This is a genomic window from Paenarthrobacter sp. FR1 (assembly GCF_051106045.1).
GTDB lineage: Bacteria > Actinomycetota > Actinomycetes > Actinomycetales > Micrococcaceae > Arthrobacter > Arthrobacter nitroguajacolicus_A.
This window is the reverse complement of record NZ_JBPFSF010000010.1, coordinates 19105-39820: the sequence shown is the minus strand read 5'-3', so window position 1 is coordinate 39820 and position 20716 is coordinate 19105. Positions and strand designations below refer to the sequence as shown.

The 20716-nt window shown below is 64.3% G+C and carries 18 protein-coding genes; 10 read left to right on the top strand and 8 right to left on the bottom strand.

The genetic code is table 11. From position 1 onward, the window contains the following. Nucleotides 1-75: 75 nt before the first annotated feature. The gene (locus ACR30Z_RS17815) at nucleotides 76-1794 is read right to left on the bottom strand and encodes a DEAD/DEAH box helicase (protein WP_434373929.1); all 1719 of its coding nucleotides are present in this window, start codon (nucleotides 1792-1794) and stop codon (nucleotides 76-78) included. A gap of 350 nt (nucleotides 1795-2144) precedes the next feature. Further along, entirely contained in the window at nucleotides 2145-3539 is a 1395-nt protein-coding gene (locus ACR30Z_RS17810) for an MFS transporter (protein ID WP_434373928.1), read from the bottom strand. Here ACR30Z_RS17810 and soxR point away from each other — a divergent pair. Next, nucleotides 3538-4062: a redox-sensitive transcriptional activator SoxR gene (soxR, locus tag ACR30Z_RS17805; protein ID WP_434373927.1), complete on the top strand. Its 525-nt coding sequence runs from the start codon at nucleotides 3538-3540 to the stop codon at nucleotides 4060-4062. The genes ACR30Z_RS17810 and soxR overlap by 2 nt on opposite strands. Nucleotides 4063-4067: 5 nt before the next feature. Here the strand turns inward: soxR and ACR30Z_RS17800 are convergent, their stop codons facing one another. Beyond that, on the bottom strand, nucleotides 4068-5990 hold the full coding sequence (locus ACR30Z_RS17800) for an FG-GAP-like repeat-containing protein (RefSeq protein WP_434373925.1): 1923 nt from the start codon (nucleotides 5988-5990) through the stop codon (nucleotides 4068-4070). Nucleotides 5991-6162: 172 nt separating this feature from the next. Between ACR30Z_RS17800 and ACR30Z_RS17795 the strand changes: the two genes are divergently transcribed. Further along, nucleotides 6163-6876 carry an SAM-dependent methyltransferase gene (locus tag ACR30Z_RS17795; RefSeq protein WP_434373924.1) on the top strand — a complete coding sequence of 238 codons (714 nt, stop codon included), beginning with the start codon at nucleotides 6163-6165 and terminating at the stop codon, nucleotides 6874-6876. Here ACR30Z_RS17795 and ACR30Z_RS17790 read toward each other — a convergent pair. Then, a complete protein-coding gene (locus tag ACR30Z_RS17790; RefSeq protein ID WP_434373923.1) occupies nucleotides 6873-7910 on the bottom strand; it encodes an Lrp/AsnC family transcriptional regulator in 1038 nt (345 codons plus the stop codon). The genes ACR30Z_RS17795 and ACR30Z_RS17790 overlap by 4 nt on opposite strands. 139 nt (nucleotides 7911-8049) lie before the next feature. Between ACR30Z_RS17790 and ACR30Z_RS17785 the strand changes: the two genes are divergently transcribed. Continuing rightward, the gene (locus ACR30Z_RS17785; protein ID WP_144649311.1) at nucleotides 8050-9267 is read left to right on the top strand and encodes a M20 metallopeptidase family protein; all 1218 of its coding nucleotides are present in this window, start codon (nucleotides 8050-8052) and stop codon (nucleotides 9265-9267) included. Between the two features lie 34 nt (nucleotides 9268-9301). Beyond that, entirely contained in the window at nucleotides 9302-10594 is a 1293-nt protein-coding gene (locus ACR30Z_RS17780) for an MFS transporter (RefSeq protein WP_434373922.1), read from the top strand. Between the two features lie 69 nt (nucleotides 10595-10663). Here the strand turns inward: ACR30Z_RS17780 and ACR30Z_RS17775 are convergent, their stop codons facing one another. Beyond that, nucleotides 10664-11941, bottom strand: a complete 1278-nt coding sequence (locus ACR30Z_RS17775; protein ID WP_144649309.1) for a CynX/NimT family MFS transporter — start codon at nucleotides 11939-11941, stop codon at nucleotides 10664-10666. A gap of 284 nt (nucleotides 11942-12225) precedes the next feature. On the opposite strand from ACR30Z_RS17775, the gene trmB reads away from it, so the two are divergent. The 3 genes from trmB to ACR30Z_RS17760 are packed head-to-tail and all read left to right on the top strand — an operon-like array spanning nucleotide 12226 to nucleotide 14037. Beyond that, complete coding sequence (trmB, locus tag ACR30Z_RS17770) at nucleotides 12226-13131, top strand: tRNA (guanosine(46)-N7)-methyltransferase TrmB (protein ID WP_144649308.1); 906 nt, start codon at nucleotides 12226-12228, stop codon at nucleotides 13129-13131. 22 nt (nucleotides 13132-13153) lie between these two features. Next, on the top strand, nucleotides 13154-13543 hold the full coding sequence (locus tag ACR30Z_RS17765; protein WP_434373919.1) for a hypothetical protein: 390 nt from the start codon (nucleotides 13154-13156) through the stop codon (nucleotides 13541-13543). Continuing rightward, a complete protein-coding gene (locus tag ACR30Z_RS17760; RefSeq protein WP_434373917.1) occupies nucleotides 13543-14037 on the top strand; it encodes a type II toxin-antitoxin system RatA family toxin in 495 nt (164 codons plus the stop codon). The genes ACR30Z_RS17765 and ACR30Z_RS17760 overlap by 1 nt, the downstream gene beginning before the upstream one ends. A gap of 3 nt (nucleotides 14038-14040) precedes the next feature. On the opposite strand, the gene ACR30Z_RS17755 is transcribed toward ACR30Z_RS17760, so the two are convergent. Together ACR30Z_RS17755 and ACR30Z_RS17750 are read right to left on the bottom strand one after the other, a co-directional pair. Then, complete coding sequence (locus ACR30Z_RS17755; RefSeq protein ID WP_144649305.1) at nucleotides 14041-14715, bottom strand: zf-HC2 domain-containing protein; 675 nt, start codon at nucleotides 14713-14715, stop codon at nucleotides 14041-14043. Further along, entirely contained in the window at nucleotides 14712-15209 is a 498-nt protein-coding gene (locus ACR30Z_RS17750) for a sigma-70 family RNA polymerase sigma factor (RefSeq protein ID WP_434373915.1), read from the bottom strand. Before ACR30Z_RS17750 ends, ACR30Z_RS17755 begins: the two co-directional genes overlap by 4 nt. 150 nt (nucleotides 15210-15359) lie before the next feature. Here ACR30Z_RS17750 and ACR30Z_RS17745 point away from each other — a divergent pair, with 150 nt between their 5' ends. Both ACR30Z_RS17745 and ACR30Z_RS17740 read left to right on the top strand, forming a co-directional pair. Next, entirely contained in the window at nucleotides 15360-15869 is a 510-nt protein-coding gene (locus ACR30Z_RS17745) for a hypothetical protein (protein WP_434373913.1), read from the top strand. Nucleotides 15870-15925: 56 nt separating this feature from the next. Continuing rightward, nucleotides 15926-16129 carry a hypothetical protein gene (locus ACR30Z_RS17740; RefSeq protein WP_434373911.1) on the top strand — a complete coding sequence of 68 codons (204 nt, stop codon included), beginning with the start codon at nucleotides 15926-15928 and terminating at the stop codon, nucleotides 16127-16129. Nucleotides 16130-16227: 98 nt separating this feature from the next. Here the strand turns inward: ACR30Z_RS17740 and ACR30Z_RS17735 are convergent, their stop codons facing one another. Continuing rightward, complete coding sequence (locus tag ACR30Z_RS17735) at nucleotides 16228-17076, bottom strand: DMP19 family protein (protein ID WP_144649302.1); 849 nt, start codon at nucleotides 17074-17076, stop codon at nucleotides 16228-16230. A gap of 165 nt (nucleotides 17077-17241) precedes the next feature. Here ACR30Z_RS17735 and ACR30Z_RS17730 point away from each other — a divergent pair, with 165 nt between their 5' ends. After that, the gene (locus ACR30Z_RS17730) at nucleotides 17242-20691 is read left to right on the top strand and encodes an SNF2-related protein (RefSeq protein WP_434373909.1); all 3450 of its coding nucleotides are present in this window, start codon (nucleotides 17242-17244) and stop codon (nucleotides 20689-20691) included. Nucleotides 20692-20716: the final 25 nt, after the last annotated feature.

The following is a 20716-nucleotide window of genomic DNA, read 5'->3' as shown; positions in this document are numbered from 1 at the left end:
CACCTGGAGTTGCGGGGCCTGCTCTGCGCTCCATTCCTTCCGGAAAGCGCGTAAAGCGGGCCTCACAACGGGAGGTTAGCGGCCGCGGCGCTCGTTTGACGCGGGAGCCGACGCGCGGCGGGGACCGCTGCGTGCCGGACGGCCTGCGCCGGATCCACCGCGACCGGAGTTGCCGGAACCCGAACCGTATGATCCACCGGACGTAGCGCCCGTAGCGGAGGACCATACGGCCTTGTTTCCGCCGGTACGCGTCGAGGTGGTGGATGGCGTGCGCGGAGCCGAAGCTGAGCGCTGTCCAGTGGCCGGACGACCACTGCGGCCGTTCTGGCCCTGCGAGCCGGGCACGTCGTTGCTGTGAGTGGCACCGGACTTGCCGCGGCCACGTGAGCTGCGGGCGACGTCGTCGTTCATTGCTGCGCGACGCTCGGCGCGGTTGACGTCGGTGCGAACCGGCTCAGCCGCGACCTTGCCACGTCCGTTGCGACCACCACGGCCGCCGGCCGTGGGAGCAGCCTGCGTGGAACGCCGTGCACGCTTGCGCTGGGCGTTGGCGCCGGTGGACGTGCCGCCACCCTGCGGGGCTTTCGCCGCGAGGAGGGCTGCACGGGTGCGGGGATCAACCTTGTCGGCGATGTCGCCAACGAGGTCGGCAACCAACGGCGAGTTGGCAGTGACGCGCTCGAACGAAACGTCAACGCCGGCAGCTTTCATGAGCTTCTTGACGTCGCTCTGCTGCTCGGGGAGCGTCAGGGTGACCACGGTGCCATCGGAACCTGCGCGGGCTGTACGGCCTGAGCGGTGCAGGTATGCCTTGTGCTCTGTGGGCGGGTCCACGTGGATAACCAGTTCGACGTCGTCAACGTGCACGCCGCGGGCTGCGACGTCGGTAGCCACCAGGACGCGGACGTCACCGTTGGAGAACTCGGCAAGGTTGCGGTCGCGGGCGTTCTGCGACAGGTTGCCGTGGAGGTCGACGGCGGGGATGCCGGCGTCCGTGAGGGTCTTGGCAAGCTTGCGGGCGTGGTGCTTTGTCCGCATGAACAGGACGCGGCGGCCGGCTCCGGAGGCCAGTTCAACGATGAGCTGCTTCTTGACGGTCTGGTCGTTGACCACCAGGACGTGGTGTTCCATGGTGGTGACAGCGGCCTGGGGATCGTCCACGGAGTGCGTCAGCGGGTTGGACAGGTAACGGTTGACCAGCTTGTCAACACCGTTGTCCAACGTCGCGGAGAAGAGCAGGCGCTGACCCTGGGTGGGGGTCATGTCCATGAGCTTCTTGACCACCGGGAGGAAGCCGAGGTCTGCCATGTGGTCGGCCTCGTCCAGCACAGTGACCTCAACGGCTTCGAGGGTCAGGATGCGCTGGCGGATCAGGTCTTCCAGGCGGCCCGGGCAGGCGATGACGATGTCGACGCCGGCGCGCAGCGCCTTTTCCTGGCGTGCCTGGGAGATGCCGCCGTAGATGACCGTGGTGTTCAGGCCCATGGCCTTGGCCAGCGGCTCGATGGTGGCGTTGATCTGGGTTGCCAGTTCACGCGTCGGCGCAAGGACCAGGCCCATGGGGCGGCCCGGCTTGCGGAAGTGCTTTGCTTCGCGCTCGGCCAAGCGGGCCACGAGCGGGATGGCGAAAGCGATGGTCTTGCCGGAGCCGGTGCGGCCACGGCCCAGGACGTCGCGGCCTGCGAGGGTGTCAGGGAGGGTCTTCACCTGGATGGGGAATGCCTCTTCGATGCCGTCTGCGGCGAGGGAATCAGCAATGGCCTTGGGCGTGCCAAGGGCAGCAAAAGTAGTCATAAACTTCATGTCTTTCGGGCGGTGTCCAATTGCGGACATCGGCCCCCGACGCCGGTTGGGCCAGGGGTTCGCCGAGGAAAAGTCAGGTGGTCTACCGATTCGCTGCAGCAGCGGTGGCCGGGACCAAATAGAACGCGTTCATCGACGCAGGATGTGCCTCTCACATGAAAAATGCCCCGTCGCGCAGCCTTTCAGGCCGCCTGCTTCAGGGCGTCACCGCACATCAAGTGTTTCCAGTCTAGCAGTGATCGGGGCAGAGACCTGCATCGGGGCAGGTCAGGCATGCGTTGTGGGGCCCGCTTTGCGCGTCTCCGGGCTCGCGAAGCGCGCAAAGCGGGCCCCACAACTGGTCAGGCGTGGTGCGAGAGCTCGGGTTCGGCGTCGCGGGTTTCGGATGCGCCAGCGCGGGTGGCGACCCTCGGCGCGATCAGAACCCCGGCGACGGCGATGACAGCGGTCAGTGCGAAGACGCCCGCAAACGAGTTCGTCGTCGTGAAGGCCGCGAAGACGAGTCCCGTCGCGGCGAGGGACAATGCGCCGCCGAGGGAGTCCGAGATGGACATGGCCGCGCTGTTGAACCCCTGGTTCTCGGGCGTGGACAGGGCCAGGGTCATGACGCTCAGCCGCGGGTACATGAGCCCCATGCCGCCACCGGCCAGGATCCAGCCGCCAATAGCCACAGCCGCGGGCAGGGCCAGGGCCGCTGTTACCAGCGTCGAGACCACAGCCACCAATACCAGCAAGGCGCCGATCTTCACGGCGAGATCGTCGGCCAGCTTGGCGCCCAGCTTCCCCTGGATGGCCGAGGCCCCGGCCCACGCGAGCGCGGCACCCGTGAGCGTCAGCCCGGCGAACGTCGGCGTGAACGAGTACCGCTCAGTCAACAAGTACGGCAGGTAAACCTCGGCTCCGAAGAACGCGGCCGAGGCGAGCCCACGGACCAGGATGACGCTGGGCAGACCCCGCCGGGCGGTGAGGGTCCCCCGCGGAACCAGCGGCTTCACCGCGATCAAGGCAATGACAAGTGCGACGACGGCAATCACCCCGCCCACTCCCGGCACCTCTGCGGACAGGTTCAGGCCAAGGACGGCAACGGCCGCCAACGCCGCCCACCCCATACGCCCGAAGGCCCACGGGACGGATTCGGTGGCGGGTTCGGACGCCATGCCCCGGACGGCCGGCACCACCATGAGCAACGCCGGAACAACCAGCCCCACAACACCGAGGAACACCCAGTGCCAACTGCTCAGCTGGGCCACGACACCTGCGGCGAACGGGCCTACCAAGGAAGGGACCACCCAGGACGCGGCGAAGGCCGCGAAGATCTTGGGGTGCAGCGCAGGCGGGTACACGCGTGCCACCAGAACATACAGTGCAACAGTCATGGCACCGCCGCCAAGGCCCTGCACCAGGCGTCCCAGCACCAGCATTTCCATGGTTCCGGCCATGCCCGCGATCAGCAGGCCAGCGACGAACAGCACCACTGAGGAGTACAGCGGCGCCGCCGGACCCCGACGGTCGGACCAGTTACCGGCCGCCACCATGCCCATCACGCCAGTAGCCAGCGGACCTGCGAAGGCCAGCGCGTAGAGGCTGGCTCCGTCGAGGTCGCGGCTCACAAGCGGCATGATGGTGGTCACCGCGAGGGACTCGAACGCGCTCAGGAACACGAGTGCGCATGCCCCCACGGTGGCAAGCAGGTATGGGCGGCTCAGTATCCCGGCCGTTGAGGTGTCAGAGGTCATGGACGCAACCCTAGAACCTCAACTAATGTTGAGGTCAATCCACCACGCCCAGCCTTGGAGCAAAGCCATGACGCACGTCGCCGCCCACCGGCCCCTCACCATCGGTGAGCTGTCCGAGCGCAGTGGAGTATCGCCGTCGGCCCTTCATTTCTACGAACGCAACGGGCTCATCGAAGCCGAGCGCACGGCCGGCAACCAGCGGCGGTACCGGCGCGACACCCTGCGGCGGGTCGCGTTCATCAAGACGTCGCAGCGGGTGGGCCTGCCGCTCAAGGACATCCGGGAGGCGTTGGACTCTTTGCCGGACGGCCGGACGCCCACCAAGCATGACTGGGCCAAGTTGTCTCTTCGGTGGCGCAAGGAACTTGATGAGCGGATCGCCGCGCTGCAACACCTGCGCAACGACCTCGACGGGTGCATTGGCTGTGGCTGCCTGAGCTTGAAGTCGTGCACGCTGCAGAATCCCGCTGATGAACTCGGCGCCTCCGGGGCGGGCGCCCAACGCTGGACACTGCCGAACTAGCAGCGTCAGAGGATGGCGGTCATGACGTTCCAGCCGGCCCCCACCTGCAGGTCCGGTTGCAGGCCGCCGGACGCCGTTCCGCGGTAGAGCTTGAGGTTTCCATTGGCATCGCGCGCCAGAACATCGGGAAGCCCGTCGCCGTCGATGTCGCCGGGGGTCACGATCGCCGTCATGACGTTCCATCCGATACCGATCTGTTTGCGCGGCAGCCACCCACCGTTGCCATTTCCTTCGTAGAGCCACATGGTGCCGGCTGCGTCTGTGGCCATAATGTCCCCTCCGGAAGCCCCGAACTCCCCCGGCCCCAGAATCGTCGTCATCTGGTTCCATCCGATTCCTGCCTTGGAGCGCGGAAGCCAGCCACCGGCACCGTTGCCCGGGTAGAGCCAGAGGTCCCCGGCAGCGTCACGGGCCAGGACGTCCGCTTTGCCGTCTCCGTTGAAATCGCCGGGGGTTACGACGGCGGTCATGGCGTTCCAGCCCACGCCCACTTTGATCCTCGGCAGCCAACCTGAACGGCCGTTCCCGGGATAGAGCCAGAGGTCCCCGGCAACGTCGCGTGCAAGGACATCAGCATTGGTGTCTCCGTTGAAGTCGCCGGCAGAAAGGATAAGGTTCATGCCATTCCATCCTGAACCCACTGCTGACCTTGGAAGCCACCCCTTTCTCCCATCGCCGGGGTAGAGCCACAGTGTGCCCGACGTGTCCCGCGCGAGCAGATCGGTAGTGGCGTCGGAGTTGTAGTCCTTCCAGACGTTCCTTGGCTGACTCGAGGTGTCCACCACCCAAATGGCGTTGGCATCAAAGGCTGCTGCGTAGAGCTTGGACCCGTCCGGGGCCATCGCCGCGACGTAAACATAGGTGTCGAACTTGATGGTTTCAACGAGTGGAAGGTCGAAGTCGGCTGACCTGGCGCCCCACACCTGAATGTTGGTTCTAGCTGACTTGTAGAGCCGGGTTCCGTCCGGACTGACCGTGACGTCGCCTGTGTGGAAGTAGTCCTGCCTGTCCGGAGTGGCCTGGCCGACCATCAGGGTTTCGAGGTTGATTTGGGACAGCATCGGATTGTTGATGACCCGCACGCCCGGCTTCGGGTAGTAGGGCTGCCCGTGGTCCGCGAAGAAGGCACGCTTGCCGTCAGGGCTGAAAACGGGCCGGGATGGCGTCAGGAACGTTGAAAATGAAGCGAGAACCTTATCTGTGGTGGTGTCAATAACCGATAACCCCCACCCGTAGACCGTGATCAACCGCGTTCCATCCGGCGAGATGGTGCCGTCATCCCCGGTCAACGGACCGGTGCTGAGGACGGCTTTCGTCCTGGTGTCAATGACCGCTACAGACGCACCCTTGAGGGCATAGAGCTTTGACCCGTCCGGCGTGGCGAGCAGTCTGGAGATGTTGCTGCCCGCGGCTATCTGAGCTGTCACTTTGGCTGAGGCAACATCGACAACCTTCACGCCAGCGGTCTTGAGCGCCACGTACAGCGCCGTTCCGCCAGGGCTGGTCACCATACTGGCTACCTCATCCCCCATCGCAACGACGGACGCCACGGTCGTCGTCGAAGTATCGACGATCGTGACGGAAGTCCCCGTTGCAAGGAAGGCTTTTAGTCCATTCGGGCTGAGCGACATGGCCGTGGCGGGCCCCACCTGCACGCTCTTGGTCACGGATTCCTGCGCGGTATCGATGACGGATACCAGCCCTTCGGGACTGGCCACGAAGAGCTTGGAGCCATCCCTGTTGCGTTCCACAAAGCGGGGATTGGCTATGTCGATCTTCTTGGGGCTGCCTTGGACGGCTGCCGTGGTGACGGCCGGCAGGCGGGTGGCACCGGCGTCGGACACCGCATGCGACGGCGGCACCGCCACCAGCACCATGAGCGCGGCCGCTGCTCCGGCCAGACATGCCTTCAGACTGATTTTTCGCAACAGGAACACCATGAATCCCCCAATTTCAGGCGCCGCGAGACCGTCAGGGGCGCTGTGAACCTCAGGCTAACCACCATCGATTGGAAAAACCAGACCCCTGCTGCTGCCCGAAAATTTGCCGAAACAGCAACAGGTATTGCCCCTGATAGCCCGCCCGCGGCACGCTGGTGTTATGACTGAACACACGCACGACGGCGTAACTCACCAGCACGGTCAACACACCCCTGAAGGGGCGCAGCAGCGCGGGCTCAACCTCCACGAAGACGCAGACAACGCCGTGGACATGTGGGACGGGATGTACCGGGAGCGTCCCAAGGTGTGGAGCGGTAACCCAAACCCCCAACTCGTCGCGGAGGCCGCCGGCTTGAAGCCCGGCACCGCCTTGGACCTGGGGTGCGGCGAAGGCGCCGACGCCCTGTGGCTCGCCGAGCAGGGCTGGACGGTCACCGCCATGGACGTGTCCGCCGTCGCGCTTGAACGGGCCGCTGCGCACGCAGCGGAAACCAACCACGGTGACCGCATCACCTGGCAGCAGCAGGACCTCACTGAGTGGACGCCTGAGCCGGTGTTCGACCTGGTCTCTGCACAGTTCCTGCACTCCCCACTCCTGCCGTGGCGGGATTCCGTGGCCTCGGCGGCAGCAGCGGTTGCTCCGGGCGGGACCCTGCTGGTGGTCGGGCACCACCCCCACGGCCTGCCGTCATGGAGCCACCACCACGACACCGGCATGTTCTTCAGCCCGGAGCAGCTGGCGGGCGCCCTCCGGTTGGATCGCGAACCGTGGTTCGTGGACGTCCTGACCGACCGGGAGCGCACCGTCACTGGACCCGATGGTGAGCAGTCCAAGATTCTGGACACCGTCTTAAGGGCAACCAAGCACGCCTAGATTCCAGCCGGCAGCAACTCTCCGTAGGGCGGCACCACTGTTCCCGTAGCCGTGGAGTCCGGGTTCAGCATCCACCCAACGCGCTTGGCCGTGTTGAGCATGACCACGCTTTCCACCAGTTCGATGCCCGGAATCCGCTGCTGGATGGTCAGCTCCATTTCCATGACGTCGGCCAGCGACCTCAGCCACATGATCATGGTGAAGTTGGTCCGGCCCGTGGTGGACGCGGAGAAGCGGACGTTCCGGATGGCCCTCAGTTCCGTGGCGGCGGCCTCGTGCTGGCCGGCGGGAACGTTGGCGAACCATTGCACGGTGATGGGGAAACCGGAGAACTGCTGGGCGATTTCGCAGCGGAAGGACAACATCCGACTGTTCAGGACCCGCCCGAGTTGGCGCTGGACCGTGGCAGGATTCCTGCCCAGTGCCCGGGCAATTTCCGCCGCCGTGGCGCGGCCGTCCCGGGCGAGGAAAGGTATCAGCGCCAAGTGGCTTTCCGGGAGCGGGACCACGATCGCGTCCGGCGCTGAGGGGTTAGCCGATTCCGGACCTGCGAGCGCCCGGAGTGCCTGCTGTTCGGCCTTGCTGAGAACGTTGAGCCGCCACGCAAAACCGCTCGTATGGATGCGTGTGCAGAGTGCTGTGTGGTACTTGGTGAGCCCGCGGATTTCCTTGAGCTGCGGCAGCAAGTGCGTACTGAACTGCTCCAGGTCCTGGGTGATGACCGTCAGGGTGAGATCACGATTGCTGGCGGCTTCCTCCACGGTGATGACTTCGGGGAGTTCCGCCACTGCGGCTGTGACATCTGGCCTGAGGTGCATTTCGCAGTCGATATCCACCATGGCCAGGCACATGTCCTTCGGATCGCCCATGAGGTGGGCGGTGGTCCAGGCAGCTCCTGCACCCCTCAACCGCTCCCACCGCGACGCCAGAGTGGTGGCATGGACGCCCAAGACTTCCCCGGCATCGGACCAGCTGATCCGGGGCGAAATCTGCAGGGCGTTGACCAGGCGCAAGTCCTCTTCGCTGAGCTCCATGAGCCGATTATCTCAGAACAGTGCATGAATCGTGCGCCTGAGAGAAAAAAATGCATATTTCAAGATGTTTCCGGGCATGTGAATCACATCACCCCAGAATGGCATGAGGAACCCATTCCCGGAAAGACCAGGAGAACCCATGACCATCGCTGCCGACGCCAAGGAACTGCGGGACGACATCGTCCGCCTCCGCCACGACCTCCACCGCGAACCGGAGATCGGGCTGCAGCTCCCCCGCACCCAGGAGAAGGTGCTCCAGGCGCTGGACGGGCTTCCGTACGAGATCACCCTTGGCAAGGAAACGACGTCGGTCACCGCGGTTCTGCGCGGCGGTGCCGCTCACGCTTCGGCTGAGAAGCCCGTGGTGTTGTTGCGGGCGGACATGGATGGACTCCCCGTGCAGGAAAGCACCGGCGTGGACTACACCTCCCGTGTGGACGGCGCTATGCATGCCTGCGGCCACGACCTCCACACGTCCATGTTGGCCGGCGCCGCCACCCTCCTTGCTGAACGTCGCAATCAGCTGGCCGGTGATGTCATCCTCATGTTCCAGCCCGGAGAAGAAGGCTTCGACGGCGCGAGCTACATGATCAAGGAAGGTGTCCTGGATGCCGCCGGCCGTCGCGCCGATACCGCCTACGGGATGCACGTGTTCTCCTCGTTGGAACCGCATGGCCAGTTCGTCACCAAGCCGGGCGTCATGCTCAGCTCTTCCGACGGACTCGTGGTCACCGTGCTCGGTGCCGGAGGCCACGGCTCGGCCCCGCACTCCGCCAAGGACCCCGTCACGGCCGCCGCCGAGATGGTCACCGCACTCCAGGTGATGGTCACCCGACAGTTCAACATGTTCGATCCCGTAGTCCTGACTGTCGGTGTGCTGCACGCCGGAACCAAGCGAAACGTCATCCCCGAAACTGCCCGCATCGAAGCCACCATCCGGACCTTCTCCGAAGAGTCCCGGCGGAAGATGATGGAAGCAGTACCCAGGCTTCTCCACGGGATCGCGGCAGCCCACGGTCTGGAGGCGGACGTGCATTACCAAGAGGAATACCCCCTCACCATCAACGACGAAGACCAGACCACCACCGCGGAAAAGGTCATCGCCGGAATGTTCGGCGAGTCCAGGCACACCCGGATGGCCACTCCCCTCAGCGGCTCGGAGGACTTCTCGCGGGTCCTCGCCGAAGTCCCCGGCACCTTTGTTGGGCTCAGCGCCGTTGCCCCCGGCGCCGACCACACGACGTCGCCGTTCAACCACTCGCCATACGCAATGTTCGACGACGGCGTCCTCACCGACGGGGCCGCGCTCTACGCCGAACTCGCCGTGTCCCGTATCGCCGCCCTCGCCGGCAACTAGACCCCTCCCAGCCCGCCCCACCTTGGAGAAACACATGACCGCCACCGTAGGAACGTCACCCGACGTCAAGGTCCATAAGTCCCACATGCGCACGCTGGTTGGCACCGGCATCGGCAACGCCGTTGAATGGTACGACTGGGCGATTTACGCAACGTTCTCGCCCTTCATCGCGAGCGCCCTGTTCAGCCAGGCCGACCCCACGTCCGCCGTGCTGTCCACCTTGGCGATCTTCGCCGTCGGGTTCGTTGCCCGTCCGTTCGGCGGGTTCGTGTTCGGCTGGATTGGCGACCGGATCGGGCGCAAGACGTCCATGACCGTAGCCGTGGCACTGGGCGCCGTGGGCAGCCTCCTCATCGGTATCGCGCCGACGTTCGCCGCTGTGGGCGCCTTTGCCTCGGTGATGCTGCTGGTGGCACGCCTCATCCAGGGCCTTGCGCACGGTGGTGAGTTGCCGTCGTCGCAAACGTATTTGTCCGAGATGGCACCCAAGGAACACCGCGGCTTCTGGGCGACCCTCATTTACACCTCCGGCACCGCCGGAATCCTGGCCGGTACGTTGCTGGGCGCCATCCTCACGGGGGTCCTGAGCAAGGAGGAAATGAACGCCTGGGGCTGGCGGATCCCGTTCCTGATTGGCGGCGCCTTGGGTATCTACGCCCTGTTCATGCGGGCCAAAATGAAGGAAACCGAAGCCTTCGAGGCCGAAGCCCCCAACGAGAAGCGCCTGCCCATCTGGCCGCAGATCGTCAAGTACCGCAAGCAGGCCCTGCAGGTCATTGGCCTCACCGTTGGCCTGACCGTTGTGTACTACATCTGGGGTGTGGTGGCTCCGAGCTACGCAGCAACCTCGCTGAAGATGGACCGGGGCGAGGCGCTCTGGGCAGGTGTGATCGCCAACGTGGTGTTCATCGCCGCCCTGCCGTTCTGGGGCAAGCTGTCCGACCGCATCGGCCGCAGGCCCGTGATCATCGTGTCAGCTGCGGGCGCCGCCCTGCTGCACTTCCCCATGACGTGGCTGCTCAGGGACTCACCATGGCAGCTCGCCGTGTCCATGTCCGTGATGCTGTTCTTCATCGCCGGCAGCGCTGCAATCGTTCCGGCCGTTTACGCGGAACTCTTCCCGACGCACATCCGCACCATTGGTGTCGGCGTCCCGTACTCCATCTGTGTCGCGGTCTTCGGTGGCACGGCTCCGTACCTGCAAACGTGGCTGGGCAGCATTGGGCAGGCTCAACTGTTCAACGTGTACGCAGTGATCCTGCTGCTGGTGGGCATCGCGTTCGCCTTCTCCATCCCGGAGACCAAGGGCAAGGACCTGACGGTCTAGCTATCTCGTTGCGAGGCCCGCTCTGCGCTCTTCCCTGGGTTTTTGGGACGCAGAGTGGGCCTCACAACGTTAAACGAAGCGGTCGCGGCCGGCCCGGTACCCGAAGAACGCTGCGAGCGAGCCGACCACCAGGAACAGGATTCCGGCTGCCTCGAACCCGCCGGTGGCTTGGTGCAGTTGACCCACCAACAACGTGCCCACCGACCCAACTCCGTACCCGACGCCCTGCATCATTCCCGACAGGTGCGCGGCCGTGTGGGAGTCGCGCGTGCGGACCATGATCATGGTGAGGGCCACCGCGGTGAGCGATCCCTGTCCCAACCCGTTGAGCCCGGTCCAGATCCAGATCAGCTCGGTGGGGCCAAAGATCGTCAACGCGAAACCGCCGCCCGTCATCAAGGCCACCACCATGTTGATGATCCGCTGGTCCTTGAAACGCGTGGCCAGCGCCGGGGCAAACAGCGAACCCAGCATCTGCAGCACGATCGACACCGACACGATCAGCCCGGCCGTGCTGCCATCAATCCCCCGGTCGCGCAGGATCGGGGCCATCCAGGCGAACACACTGAACGACATCATCGCCTGCAGCACCATGAACATCGTCACTTGCCAGGCGACGGCTGACCGCCACACATTCGCGCCACCATGGACGGCCTGATGCTTCACAGATGGCTGGCGGATTGCCAGCGGCAGGAAAAGCAAAAGTACGACGGCGGCAGGCACCGCCCAGAACCACAGAGCCGAGGTCCAGTGGCCGGTTGCCGTAAAGACCGGATACGTAAAGCCTGCTCCCAAGGCCGCTGATGCACAGATCGCGGTGGTGTAGAGACCACCCATCAAGCCAAGGCGGTGCGGGAAATCCCTCTTAACCACGCCCGGCAGGAGCACGTTGCAAAGAGCTATGGCAGCACCGCAGGCTGCCGTTCCGGCGAGAAGCGTGGGAAGGTGTCCCGCTCCGGCGACCTCCAGGGGCCGCAGCAGCAAACCTGCGGTGAGGACGGCCATGGCCCCGAGGAGAACCCGTTCCGCGCCGAACCTGCGGGCCAGGATGGGAGCAAGCGGCGCGAAGACACCCAGCAAAGTGACCGGCACGGTGGTGAGGACCACCAGCGACCAGCCCGGCAGACCGGCGTCGGACGTTATTTCCGGCAGGACTGCGGAGAAGCTGGAGAAGACCGTGCGGAGGTTCAAGCCGATCAGCACCAGGCAAATGGCGAGGTAGACCAGGCCCCTCTTGCCCCTCAGCTGCGTGGGGTCCGCCGCCGGTTCATCGTCGATCTCGGCGTCGACTGCTATTTCGGGGAGGACTGATTTCTCTTGGTAGCCGGGCGTCTTGGAGGAGGTCACACGTCCTATTCTGTCAGCCGGGTCCTGGAAGCCCATCCTGGGCAGGATGTGACCCCGCCTCGTGCCTCGGATTATCCACATACGCCTGGTTCCCCCTGCCGACGCCGTATCGCGCTCCATACCGTTGAAAGCATGAACCAAAAGCCTGAACCGTCCCCGGTGCCGGAGCACCATCTGGAGTTGCCGACGTCCGCGTCGGGCGGCGTCATCCTTTGAAGACCTGTCAGACTGGCGCTGTTTTTCCGGGAGCCTGCGCCACAGCGAACCAAAGTATTCTGGAAGTGATGAGTGAAAACCCAGATTCCCCGCGCCCAGTCACGCCCGGCACCCAGGCTTCCTTCGGAACCTACGGTGGCAGGCCGGTCAGCTTCGTGCGCCGCGGCACCCGCCTGCAGGGACGCCGGCAGGCTGCCTGGGAGGAGCACGCCGAGCGCTGGGCTATCCAGGTCCCACGGCATGTGGCCAACACCTCCGTGCACCCGGACTACACGTTCGACGCCGAGGCAGTGTTCGGGCGCAAGGCTCCCTTGATCGTCGAGATCGGCTCCGGCTTGGGCGACGCCGTAGTTCACGCTGCCGAGCAGAACCCGGACAAGGACTTCCTTGCAGTGGAGGTCTACACCCCCGGACTGGCCAACACCATCATCAAGATCAACAGCCGTGGGCTGACCAACGTGCGCGTGGTGGAAGCCAACGCCCCTGAAGTTCTTGAGTCGATGCTTCCCGAGGGTTCGGTCAGCGAACTCTGGGTCTTCTTCCCGGATCCGTGGCACAAGGCCCGGCACCACAAGCGGCGGCTCATTCAGCCGGCCTTCGCATCCGTTGCCGCGAAGGCACTGGAAAAGGGCGGCTACTGGCGCATCGCCACCGACTGGTCCAACTACGCTGTCCACGTCCGCGAAGTCCTGGCAGGTTCCACCGAGTTCGAGAACATGCACGACGGCGAGCGCAGCGGCGAGGAGAGCCCGCTGACGCAAGTGTGGCAGTCCGGCGTCGAATCCGTTGTGGGCGGTGCGCCGGTCAGGGAAGGCCGCGCCCCCGTCAGCACGGAGCACACAGGACCGAACGAAGGCGTGGACCAAGAAGGCGGATGGGCACCCCGCTTCGAGGGCCGCATCCGGACCAGCTTCGAGAACAAAGCCCACGAGGCCGGGCGCATGATCTTCGACCTCACCTACCGCAAGATTTAGCTAAGGACTTTTTGGGGGAACCATGAGCTACCAGCCACCGGCCTACTACCAGCAGCCTCAGCGATCAGGGAACCGTGGCCTGGGCGCTGGTATCACGAGCATCGTGGCCGCCGTCCTGTCACCAATAGCGGCAGTGGTCAGCATTCCCTTAGGCATCGCTGCCGTCGCTTCGGCCATGAGCCGTTACAACCAGGGCAACGACGCCTGGTGGATTGGCGCCCTGGTGCTGGCAGGAGTCGCAGTATTGCTGGCCATCGTCGCTGTGGTCTGCGGACTGATTGCTGTATTTCGTGCCGGGCGCATGAATGCGGGGCGCATCACGGGCATTATCGGACTGGCCATCATGGCGGTCAACATCTTTGGGATCGTCTTCATGGTGTTCCTGGTGCTCGGCTCCGGACAAGGGTTCTGATGCCGCAAGTCCGCGCGGAGCGTTTCATTCGGCTCGACCCAGCCACCGCCTTCGCGTTGTCCCAAACCACGGGAGAGTTCCGGCTCAAGTGGGACCCGTTCATCTCATCCCAAGGTTTCCTGGATGGCGCCCGGGCCGCTGGCAAGGGTGTTCGCACCCGCACGGTCTCGCGCCTGGGACTGAAGATGGTCAGCGAATACGTCTCTTACGTGCCACCGAAAAATGTGGGCATGACCATGGTGTCCGGTCCGTGGTTCTTTGAGAATTTCGGCGGCGGTTGGCGATTCACTCCCGACGACGGCGGCACCCGGGCAGTCTGGAAGTACACCTTTTCCTGTCGCCCGGCTTTCCTGAAGCCCGTGGCAGAGCGGATGGGGAGCTTGCTGCTGGGCCGCGAGATCGAGCGACGGATCGAAGCGTTCGCCCGGGCCTGTGAGGACCCTGCGTTGGTGGCCGAACTCAAGGCGCAGGACACGGGCGTCACGGAGCACTAACCCCTACGGCACCGAAATCGATGCCACCGTTTTCTCCGACTCGTCGCGAAGCTCAACGCCTGCAATGCCCGCTAATTGCACCGGAGTGGCGCCGGTGATCTTGATCCGGCCACTCGCCGTAGCTGTCCAACCGCAGGTCCGTTCCTCGGCACCGTCACGGCCCTTCACCCACAGGTAGAGAGTGCCCTGGAGCGGCATGCTGCGCCCCTCAACCTCGAGCTCAGTTCCCCAGTTCTTCTTCACCATTCCTACGGTCAGTTGCAAACCGTTGTCCGACTGCACTGAATAGCTGGCGTCCGGTTTCGGCGGCTGGTTCACCAACGGCCCGGCGAGGAAGCCCAGAGCCAGGCAAGCAGCGGCCACCGCACCCACCAAAGCCGCCCAGCGCCGTCGTGATTTCCGCCTGCGGGCAGACAAGTCCACCAGGACCTTCTTCGGGAGCGCGTCCGCCTTTGACTCCAGTGGTGAGAGGGCTTCCGCGCCGCCGGCGACCGCCAGGGCGACGGCATCGGCCGGCGGAACCGCGTCGAGTAAGGCCGGCAGGCTTTCGAGTTCCTCAAGTTCCCTGCGGCATTCCGCGCAGCCGGCGAGGTGGTCCTCGAAGGCGCGCTCTTCGTCCGGTTCCAGCCCACCCAGCAAGTAGGCGCCCAGCAATTGGTGGACGGAGTTGCCGTTCATCGTTCCACCCCCATTTCATCGAGGATTGTTCGGAGGGCTTTCACAGCGTAGAAAGCCCGGGATTTAACTGTGCCGACGGGGATGTTCAAATGCAGCGCCGCCTCCGCGACGGTAAACCGCTGGTAATGCAGGGCCACCAGCACTTGTCGGTGTTCGTGGCTAAGCCGGAGCAGCGCTTCTTCCATAAGGACCCGGTTCAGGAGTTCGTCAACGCGTTCCTTTGCTGCGTGGTCCGGGAGGTCGTGCTCACCTGACTCCGTGGGGCGCCGTTGAGCCTTCCGGTAGTTGTCGATAATGACATTCCGGGCCGTCCTGAAGAGGTAGCTGCGCAAACTTCCCGTGATCTGCGGAGCGTGCTGCCACACCTTGAGGATGGTCTCCTGCACGACGTCGTCTGCTTGGTGGGCATCCGAAGTGCAGCTCAGCACGAAACGCTTCAGGGCCGTGCCGTGATCGCGGTAGATCGCTGCCACCACGTCTTCGTCCAACGGCATAGCCACCTCCCTCGTACTCTTTCCGCGGCCCTTCGCCTATACGACGACGGGCGCCGGTAAAAGGTTCAGCTGTATGAACCATTCTTCCCCTGCCGGCGTCGTACGGGTTAGCGCCGGTCCGTTCCGGCCGGCTCGTCAAAGGAGCTAGACATGAAGAAGCCATTGAGTGTTGGATTCGGTGCACTGGTCCTCGCGGCCACCCTGGCGGGATGTGGCGGGAGCCCTGCCACTAACTCCTCGGCAGCACCCACAACCACCACGCCCAGTGTCGCGGCCAGCACCGCCGCAGGTGCCGAGATGAAGGTTGCCTCGTCCAGCGCCGGACAGATCGCAGTAGACAGCAAAGGGATGAGCCTCTACTTCTTCACCAAGGACGTCAAGGACTCGGGGACCAGCGCCTGCGTCGACGCCTGCCTGGACGCTTGGCCGATTTTTACCACGACGTCGGACGCACCCGCCGTTGAAGGCGTCACCGGAACTGTGGGAACCATCGCTTCCCCGGACGGGAAGAAGCAGGTGACGCTCAACGGCCTGCCCCTGTACTACTACGCCAAGGACAAGGCCCCCGGCGATGTCACCGGTCAGGGCGTGGGCGGCGTCTGGTACCTCGTGAGCCCGTCTGGGGAGATGATCAAAGGCGCTGCGGCCTCCGGATACTGAGGCCGGCGCGGTTTCGCCCGTCCGTTAGACTGCCAGTTACTCATTGGGGAGGGGAGATGGCATTGAAAGACACTGCTAAGAGACCGCCAAACCTGGGATTCCTTGCATTGCAGGAGGTCGCTTGGACTTTGGGAGTCATAGCAATGGTCATCAACGCAGCAAACCGCGGCTTTGACTGGATCTGGATTGCCCTGCTCGTCTGCTGGCAGGCGTCCATCGTTTGGGGCTTCGTCAAGCTCAGCCGGGCCAGGACAACCTAGCCCCAGGCCGCCGGAACACGTCCAGGCCGCCGGAACACGTCCAGATCGCCGGATTGCCACGGCGATCCCGCAGCGCTCCGGCGATCTCGGCGATAGGTTTAAGCGTCCACGAATTCCTCGGACTCTTCGAACTCCACGGCAGCGATGATTTCCTTCGTCTCCGGGTGGATCATGAAGGCTTCGTCGTCGTCTTCCACCATGATGTAGTCGCCGTGGTCGGTGGAGAAGTGCCAGGCGAGGGTCTTGACGCCGTCGTGTTCGTAGTTGGGGTCACCCATGGTGATCTTCTCCAGGGCGTAACCGGCGACGTCGCACAGTTCGCGGATGATGACCTCGAACTCGGGGGCGTTGGCCAGCGCTTCTTCGTCGGCTTCTGCCTGGCGCTCGGCGAGGTCCGGGATCAGGGCCACGCGCTCGGCGATGTGCGCTTCGATCTCCTCGTCCGAGAGAACCAGCAGCTCGGACTGATCGCGAAGGTAGGCGGCGTTGAGGTCGATGATGTCCTCCTCTTCCAGCAAGGCTTCGAACTCCCCATCCAGCTCGTCCAAAAGAACAACAGCGGGAAGGGGAGTCTCTGACTCGTCCAGTTCGCCGTCGAGGTAGGCCTCCGCTTCGTCCTCGGCCAGGGCATCGAAGGCAGCTGCCGTGCGGTTGAAGAGGTCCAGGTGCCGTTCGGCGCCCATGCCTTCGAGGCCGGCGCGGACGTAGGCGTCAACTTCTTCACGCTCCGGTGCAGTGAAGACGTACTGGGCGAAACCGCCGGCCAACGCCTGGGTGAGGTAGAAGTCCACAAAGAAGCTGTTGAGCGCAGCGCCTGCGATTTCGTCGCTGTTGAGGAGCTCCTGGTACATCTGGTTCACGACGTTGACGTTGGAATCCACAACATCCGCATTGCCGGCTTCGAAGCTGGTCTTGTTCAGGACGACGGGGTACTCGTTGGTAGTCATGGGAAATCCTCACTGCTGAAAGCTGATGGTGCTCCGGACACTTTCAACGTACGCGTGGGAGCGGCGCGGCAATCGAGGTAGAGGTTAACGGAGGGCGAAGTTTGGGAGCCGTTTTCTGCTGACTAAGATTGAGCAGATAACCTCCTGCCGAAAGTAGCCCGACGCATGCCGTCCCACACAGACGAAACCTGGGAACTGGCCATTCAGACTCCTGCCATTAACGACCGCTCCCTGGCGGCCGGATTGGCCTATGCCATGGGCAGCCGCGTGAGCGGGATTTCCTTCGATTCGGCCACCGGCCTCCTGATGGGCAAGGTCCGCGGAACCGGTGCGCAGCCGTATTCGACATCGGCAAAACTGGTCCGCAAGTCCAGCGGCTGGAGCTGCACTGTGGGTATCTGCAGTTGCCCGGTCCGCAAGGACTGCAAGCATGTGGCCGCGCTGCTCTTCACCGCCGAAGACCACCCCACCATCCGTGCCCAGCTCTTGTCGCAAGCGCCTGGAATCCAGACGTCCCGCCTTGGTTCCACCGAACAAGGCGGCTCGGCACGGCCTGCTTGGGAACAAGCCCTCAATAGGCTGATCGCAAAGCCCGGCATCGCGCCGACCACTGCGGGCATCCCGCTAGCGCTTCAATTCGAGGTGGAAGAGCCCGCCGCGCACTTCTCCTACACAGGCCGCCGCGACCCCATGCGGAGCGTCCGCCAACTCAAGGCCCGACCCGTCATGATGGGCGCCAAGGGCAAGTGGATCCGCGGCGACGTCTCATGGAACAACCTCAGCTACGTCAGCTTCCGGCGCGAATTCAACGAAGTTCACGTTGAATGGCTTCAGACGTTCCTCGCGGCCCACGGTTCCAGCAACGGACGCCAGCAACCCTCGGGGGCAATGTGGCTGAGCCTCAACGACTTCGCGGCCAAGAACCTGTGGACCCTCCTTTCCGACGCCACCAAGGCCGGCATCCCACTCATCCACTCGGCTGGTAGCGAGCCGGTCCGCGTCGAGACCCAACCCGCCGTCGTCGGACTGAGTTTGGCGCGCCTGGACGCGAACGGAACCGAAGACACAACGTCCGACGCCGGCCTGCAGCTTGCTCCGTCCGTCACCGTGGGCGGGGAGCCGGTTGATGCTGCGGCGGTGGGCTTCCTGGGCAAGCCGGCCAACGGGATCTTCTTCACGCATTCCGGGGAAACCCTGCCGGGCGTGCCGCAGCAGAAGAACCTCATTACCCTGGCACCGATCGAGGGCGGTATCACCGATGAGCTGCTGGAGTTCGTCATGGACGGCCAAACACTGCAGATCCCGGCCGAGGACGAGAGCCGCTTCCTGACATCGTTCTACCCCAAACTGCGGCAGTCCACGCCAGTGCAGGCCGCGGATAAGTCCGTGGAGCTGCCCACGTTGGCTGTCCCCACGTTGTCCCTGCTGGCCAATTACGGCAACGACCACAAGGTTCGGCTGCACTGGGAGTGGCATTACAAGTCCGGCACACTGGTCACAGCGCAACCGCTCTGGCGGCACCCGGACGACCGCGGCTACCGCGACGATCCCGAGGAAGCCCGCATCCTGGAGTCGCTCGGACGGCCATGGGATGTTGTTGCAGCGCTGGCCGAATCGGCTACAGGCGGCTGGGGCGCCCCACGGCTGGCTGCCTCGGTGGAACTCGGCGGCCTGGATACCCTGGCCTTCACAGAAGAGGTGCTGCCCGCGCTCAAGGACCTGCCCGACGTCGTGGTGGAAACGTCCGGCGACATCGCCGACTACCGCGAGGCCGCCGAAGCACCCGTGGTGTCCATCTCCACCAAGGAAACGGCCAGCGGCGACTGGTTCGACCTCGGCATCGTCATCACGCTTGAGGGTGAACCGGTCTCCTTCGCAGCCGTGTTCTCTGCCCTGGCCGCCGGGATGAGCCGCATGCTCCTGCCCAGCGGCGCGTACTTCTCGCTGGACCTGCCGGAGCTGCACCAACTGCGCGCGCTGATCGACGAAGCCCGGTCCCTCCAGGACAACCCGGACAACACGGACGGCACTCTGCAGATCAGCCGCTTCCAGGCCGGGCTCTGGGACGAGTTGGCGCAGCTGGGGATCGTGGACGAACAGGCCGCCGCCTGGCGCGAAGCTGTGGGCGGACTGCTCGACGACGGCGTGACCGGGCTGCCGCTTCCGGCCGGCCTTAACGCTGAGCTGCGTCCGTATCAGTTGGAGGGGTTCAACTGGCTGAGCTTCCTGTATAAGCACAGCCTTGGCGGCGTGCTTGCTGACGATATGGGCCTGGGTAAGACAGTGCAGGCCATTGCCCTGATTTGTGCCGCGAAGGACCTGGCCGCTGAGACTGCTGCCGCCGCACAGGGCGCCTCGGCAGGGGTGGCGCCGCGCGCTCCCTTCCTGGTGGTGGCGCCAACCAGCGTGGTGAGCAACTGGGCTGCGGAAGCGCAGCGCTTTGCCCCTGGGCTTGTGGTCCGGACCGTCGGTGAAACCTTCGCCAAGAGCGGGCTGTCCCCCGTCGACGCGTTGGCTGGTGCCGACGTCGTTATCACTTCCTACGCCCTGTTCCGCATTGACTACGATGCCTACGCGTCCTTCCAGTGGGCCGGGCTGATGCTGGACGAGGCCCAGTTCGTGAAGAACCACCAGTCCAAGGCCTACCAGTGTGCGCGGAAGCTCCCTGCCCGGTTCAAGCTGGCCATCACGGGAACGCCCCTGGAAAACAACCTCATGGAGTTCTGGGCGCTGACGTCCATTGTGGCGCCTGGACTGTTCCCCAGCCCCAAACGGTTCGCCGAGAACTACCAAAAGCCGGTGGAAAAGAACGGTGACTCCGCGCAGCTGGGTAAGCTCCGCCGTCGTGTCCGTCCGCTCATGATGCGTCGCACCAAAGAGCAGGTCATTAAGGACCTGCCGCCCAAGCAGGAACAGATCCTGGAAGTGGTGCTGAACCCGCGGCACCAGAAGGTCTACCAAACGCACTTGCAGCGTGAGCGCCAGAAGATCCTCGGGCTGATCGACGACGTCAACAAGAACCGTTTCACGATCTTCCAGTCGTTGACGTTGCTCCGGCAGTTGAGCCTGGATGCTTCGTTGGTGGACTCTTCGTTGTCTGGCGTGCGGTCATCCAAGCTCGACGTGTTATTCGAGCAATTAGAGGACCTGGTGTCCGAGGGCCACCGCGCCCTGATCTTCAGCCAGTTCACCGGCTTCCTTGGCAAGGTCCGGGAGCGGTTGGATGCTGAGGGCGTGGAGTACTGCTACCTCGATGGCGGCACCCGGAACCGCGGCGACGTGGTGAGCGAGTTCAAGAACGGTTCAGCACCGGTGTTCCTCATCTCCCTGAAGGCCGGCGGCTTTGGGCTCAACCTGACAGAGGCCGACTACGTGTTCCTGCTGGATCCGTGGTGGAACCCGGCGTCCGAGGCGCAGGCCGTTGACCGTACGCACCGCATTGGGCAGGCCCGGAACGTGATGGTCTACCGATTGGTGGCAAAGGACACCATCGAAGAGAAGGTCATGGCGCTGAAGGCCAAGAAGTCGCAGCTATTCGCGGATGTGATGGAGGGCGACGCGTTGGCTGGTGGTTCGTTGACTGCGGAGGATTTGGCGGCGCTGTTCTCCGAGTAACACACCTGGCGGAGCAGGACGCCCA

What these genes read in the sequence shown, in the direction of transcription:
- ACR30Z_RS17790 (WP_434373923.1), bottom strand. Translation starts at nt 7,910, where the DNA reads ATGGAGCTCAGCGAAGAGGACTTGCGCCTGGTCAACGCCCTGCAGATT.
- ACR30Z_RS17810 (WP_434373928.1), bottom strand. Translation starts at nt 3,539, where the DNA reads ATGACCTCTGACACCTCAACGGCCGGGATACTGAGCCGCCCATACCTG.
- ACR30Z_RS17740 (WP_434373911.1), top strand. Translation starts at nt 15,926, where the DNA reads ATGGCATTGAAAGACACTGCTAAGAGACCGCCAAACCTGGGATTCCTT.
- trmB (WP_144649308.1), top strand. Translation starts at nt 12,226, where the DNA reads ATGAGTGAAAACCCAGATTCCCCGCGCCCAGTCACGCCCGGCACCCAG.
- ACR30Z_RS17780 (WP_434373922.1), top strand. Translation starts at nt 9,302, where the DNA reads ATGACCGCCACCGTAGGAACGTCACCCGACGTCAAGGTCCATAAGTCC.
- ACR30Z_RS17815 (WP_434373929.1), bottom strand. Translation starts at nt 1,794, where the DNA reads ATGACTACTTTTGCTGCCCTTGGCACGCCCAAGGCCATTGCTGATTCC.
- ACR30Z_RS17795 (WP_434373924.1), top strand. Translation starts at nt 6,163, where the DNA reads ATGACTGAACACACGCACGACGGCGTAACTCACCAGCACGGTCAACAC.
- ACR30Z_RS17745 (WP_434373913.1), top strand. Translation starts at nt 15,360, where the DNA reads ATGAAGAAGCCATTGAGTGTTGGATTCGGTGCACTGGTCCTCGCGGCC.
- ACR30Z_RS17750 (WP_434373915.1), bottom strand. Translation starts at nt 15,209, where the DNA reads ATGCCGTTGGACGAAGACGTGGTGGCAGCGATCTACCGCGATCACGGC.
- ACR30Z_RS17760 (WP_434373917.1), top strand. Translation starts at nt 13,543, where the DNA reads ATGCCGCAAGTCCGCGCGGAGCGTTTCATTCGGCTCGACCCAGCCACC.
- ACR30Z_RS17785 (WP_144649311.1), top strand. Translation starts at nt 8,050, where the DNA reads ATGACCATCGCTGCCGACGCCAAGGAACTGCGGGACGACATCGTCCGC.
- ACR30Z_RS17730 (WP_434373909.1), top strand. Translation starts at nt 17,242, where the DNA reads ATGCCGTCCCACACAGACGAAACCTGGGAACTGGCCATTCAGACTCCT.
- ACR30Z_RS17755 (WP_144649305.1), bottom strand. Translation starts at nt 14,715, where the DNA reads ATGAACGGCAACTCCGTCCACCAATTGCTGGGCGCCTACTTGCTGGGT.
- ACR30Z_RS17735 (WP_144649302.1), bottom strand. Translation starts at nt 17,076, where the DNA reads ATGACTACCAACGAGTACCCCGTCGTCCTGAACAAGACCAGCTTCGAA.
- soxR (WP_434373927.1), top strand. Translation starts at nt 3,538, where the DNA reads ATGGACGCAACCCTAGAACCTCAACTAATGTTGAGGTCAATCCACCAC.
- ACR30Z_RS17765 (WP_434373919.1), top strand. Translation starts at nt 13,154, where the DNA reads ATGAGCTACCAGCCACCGGCCTACTACCAGCAGCCTCAGCGATCAGGG.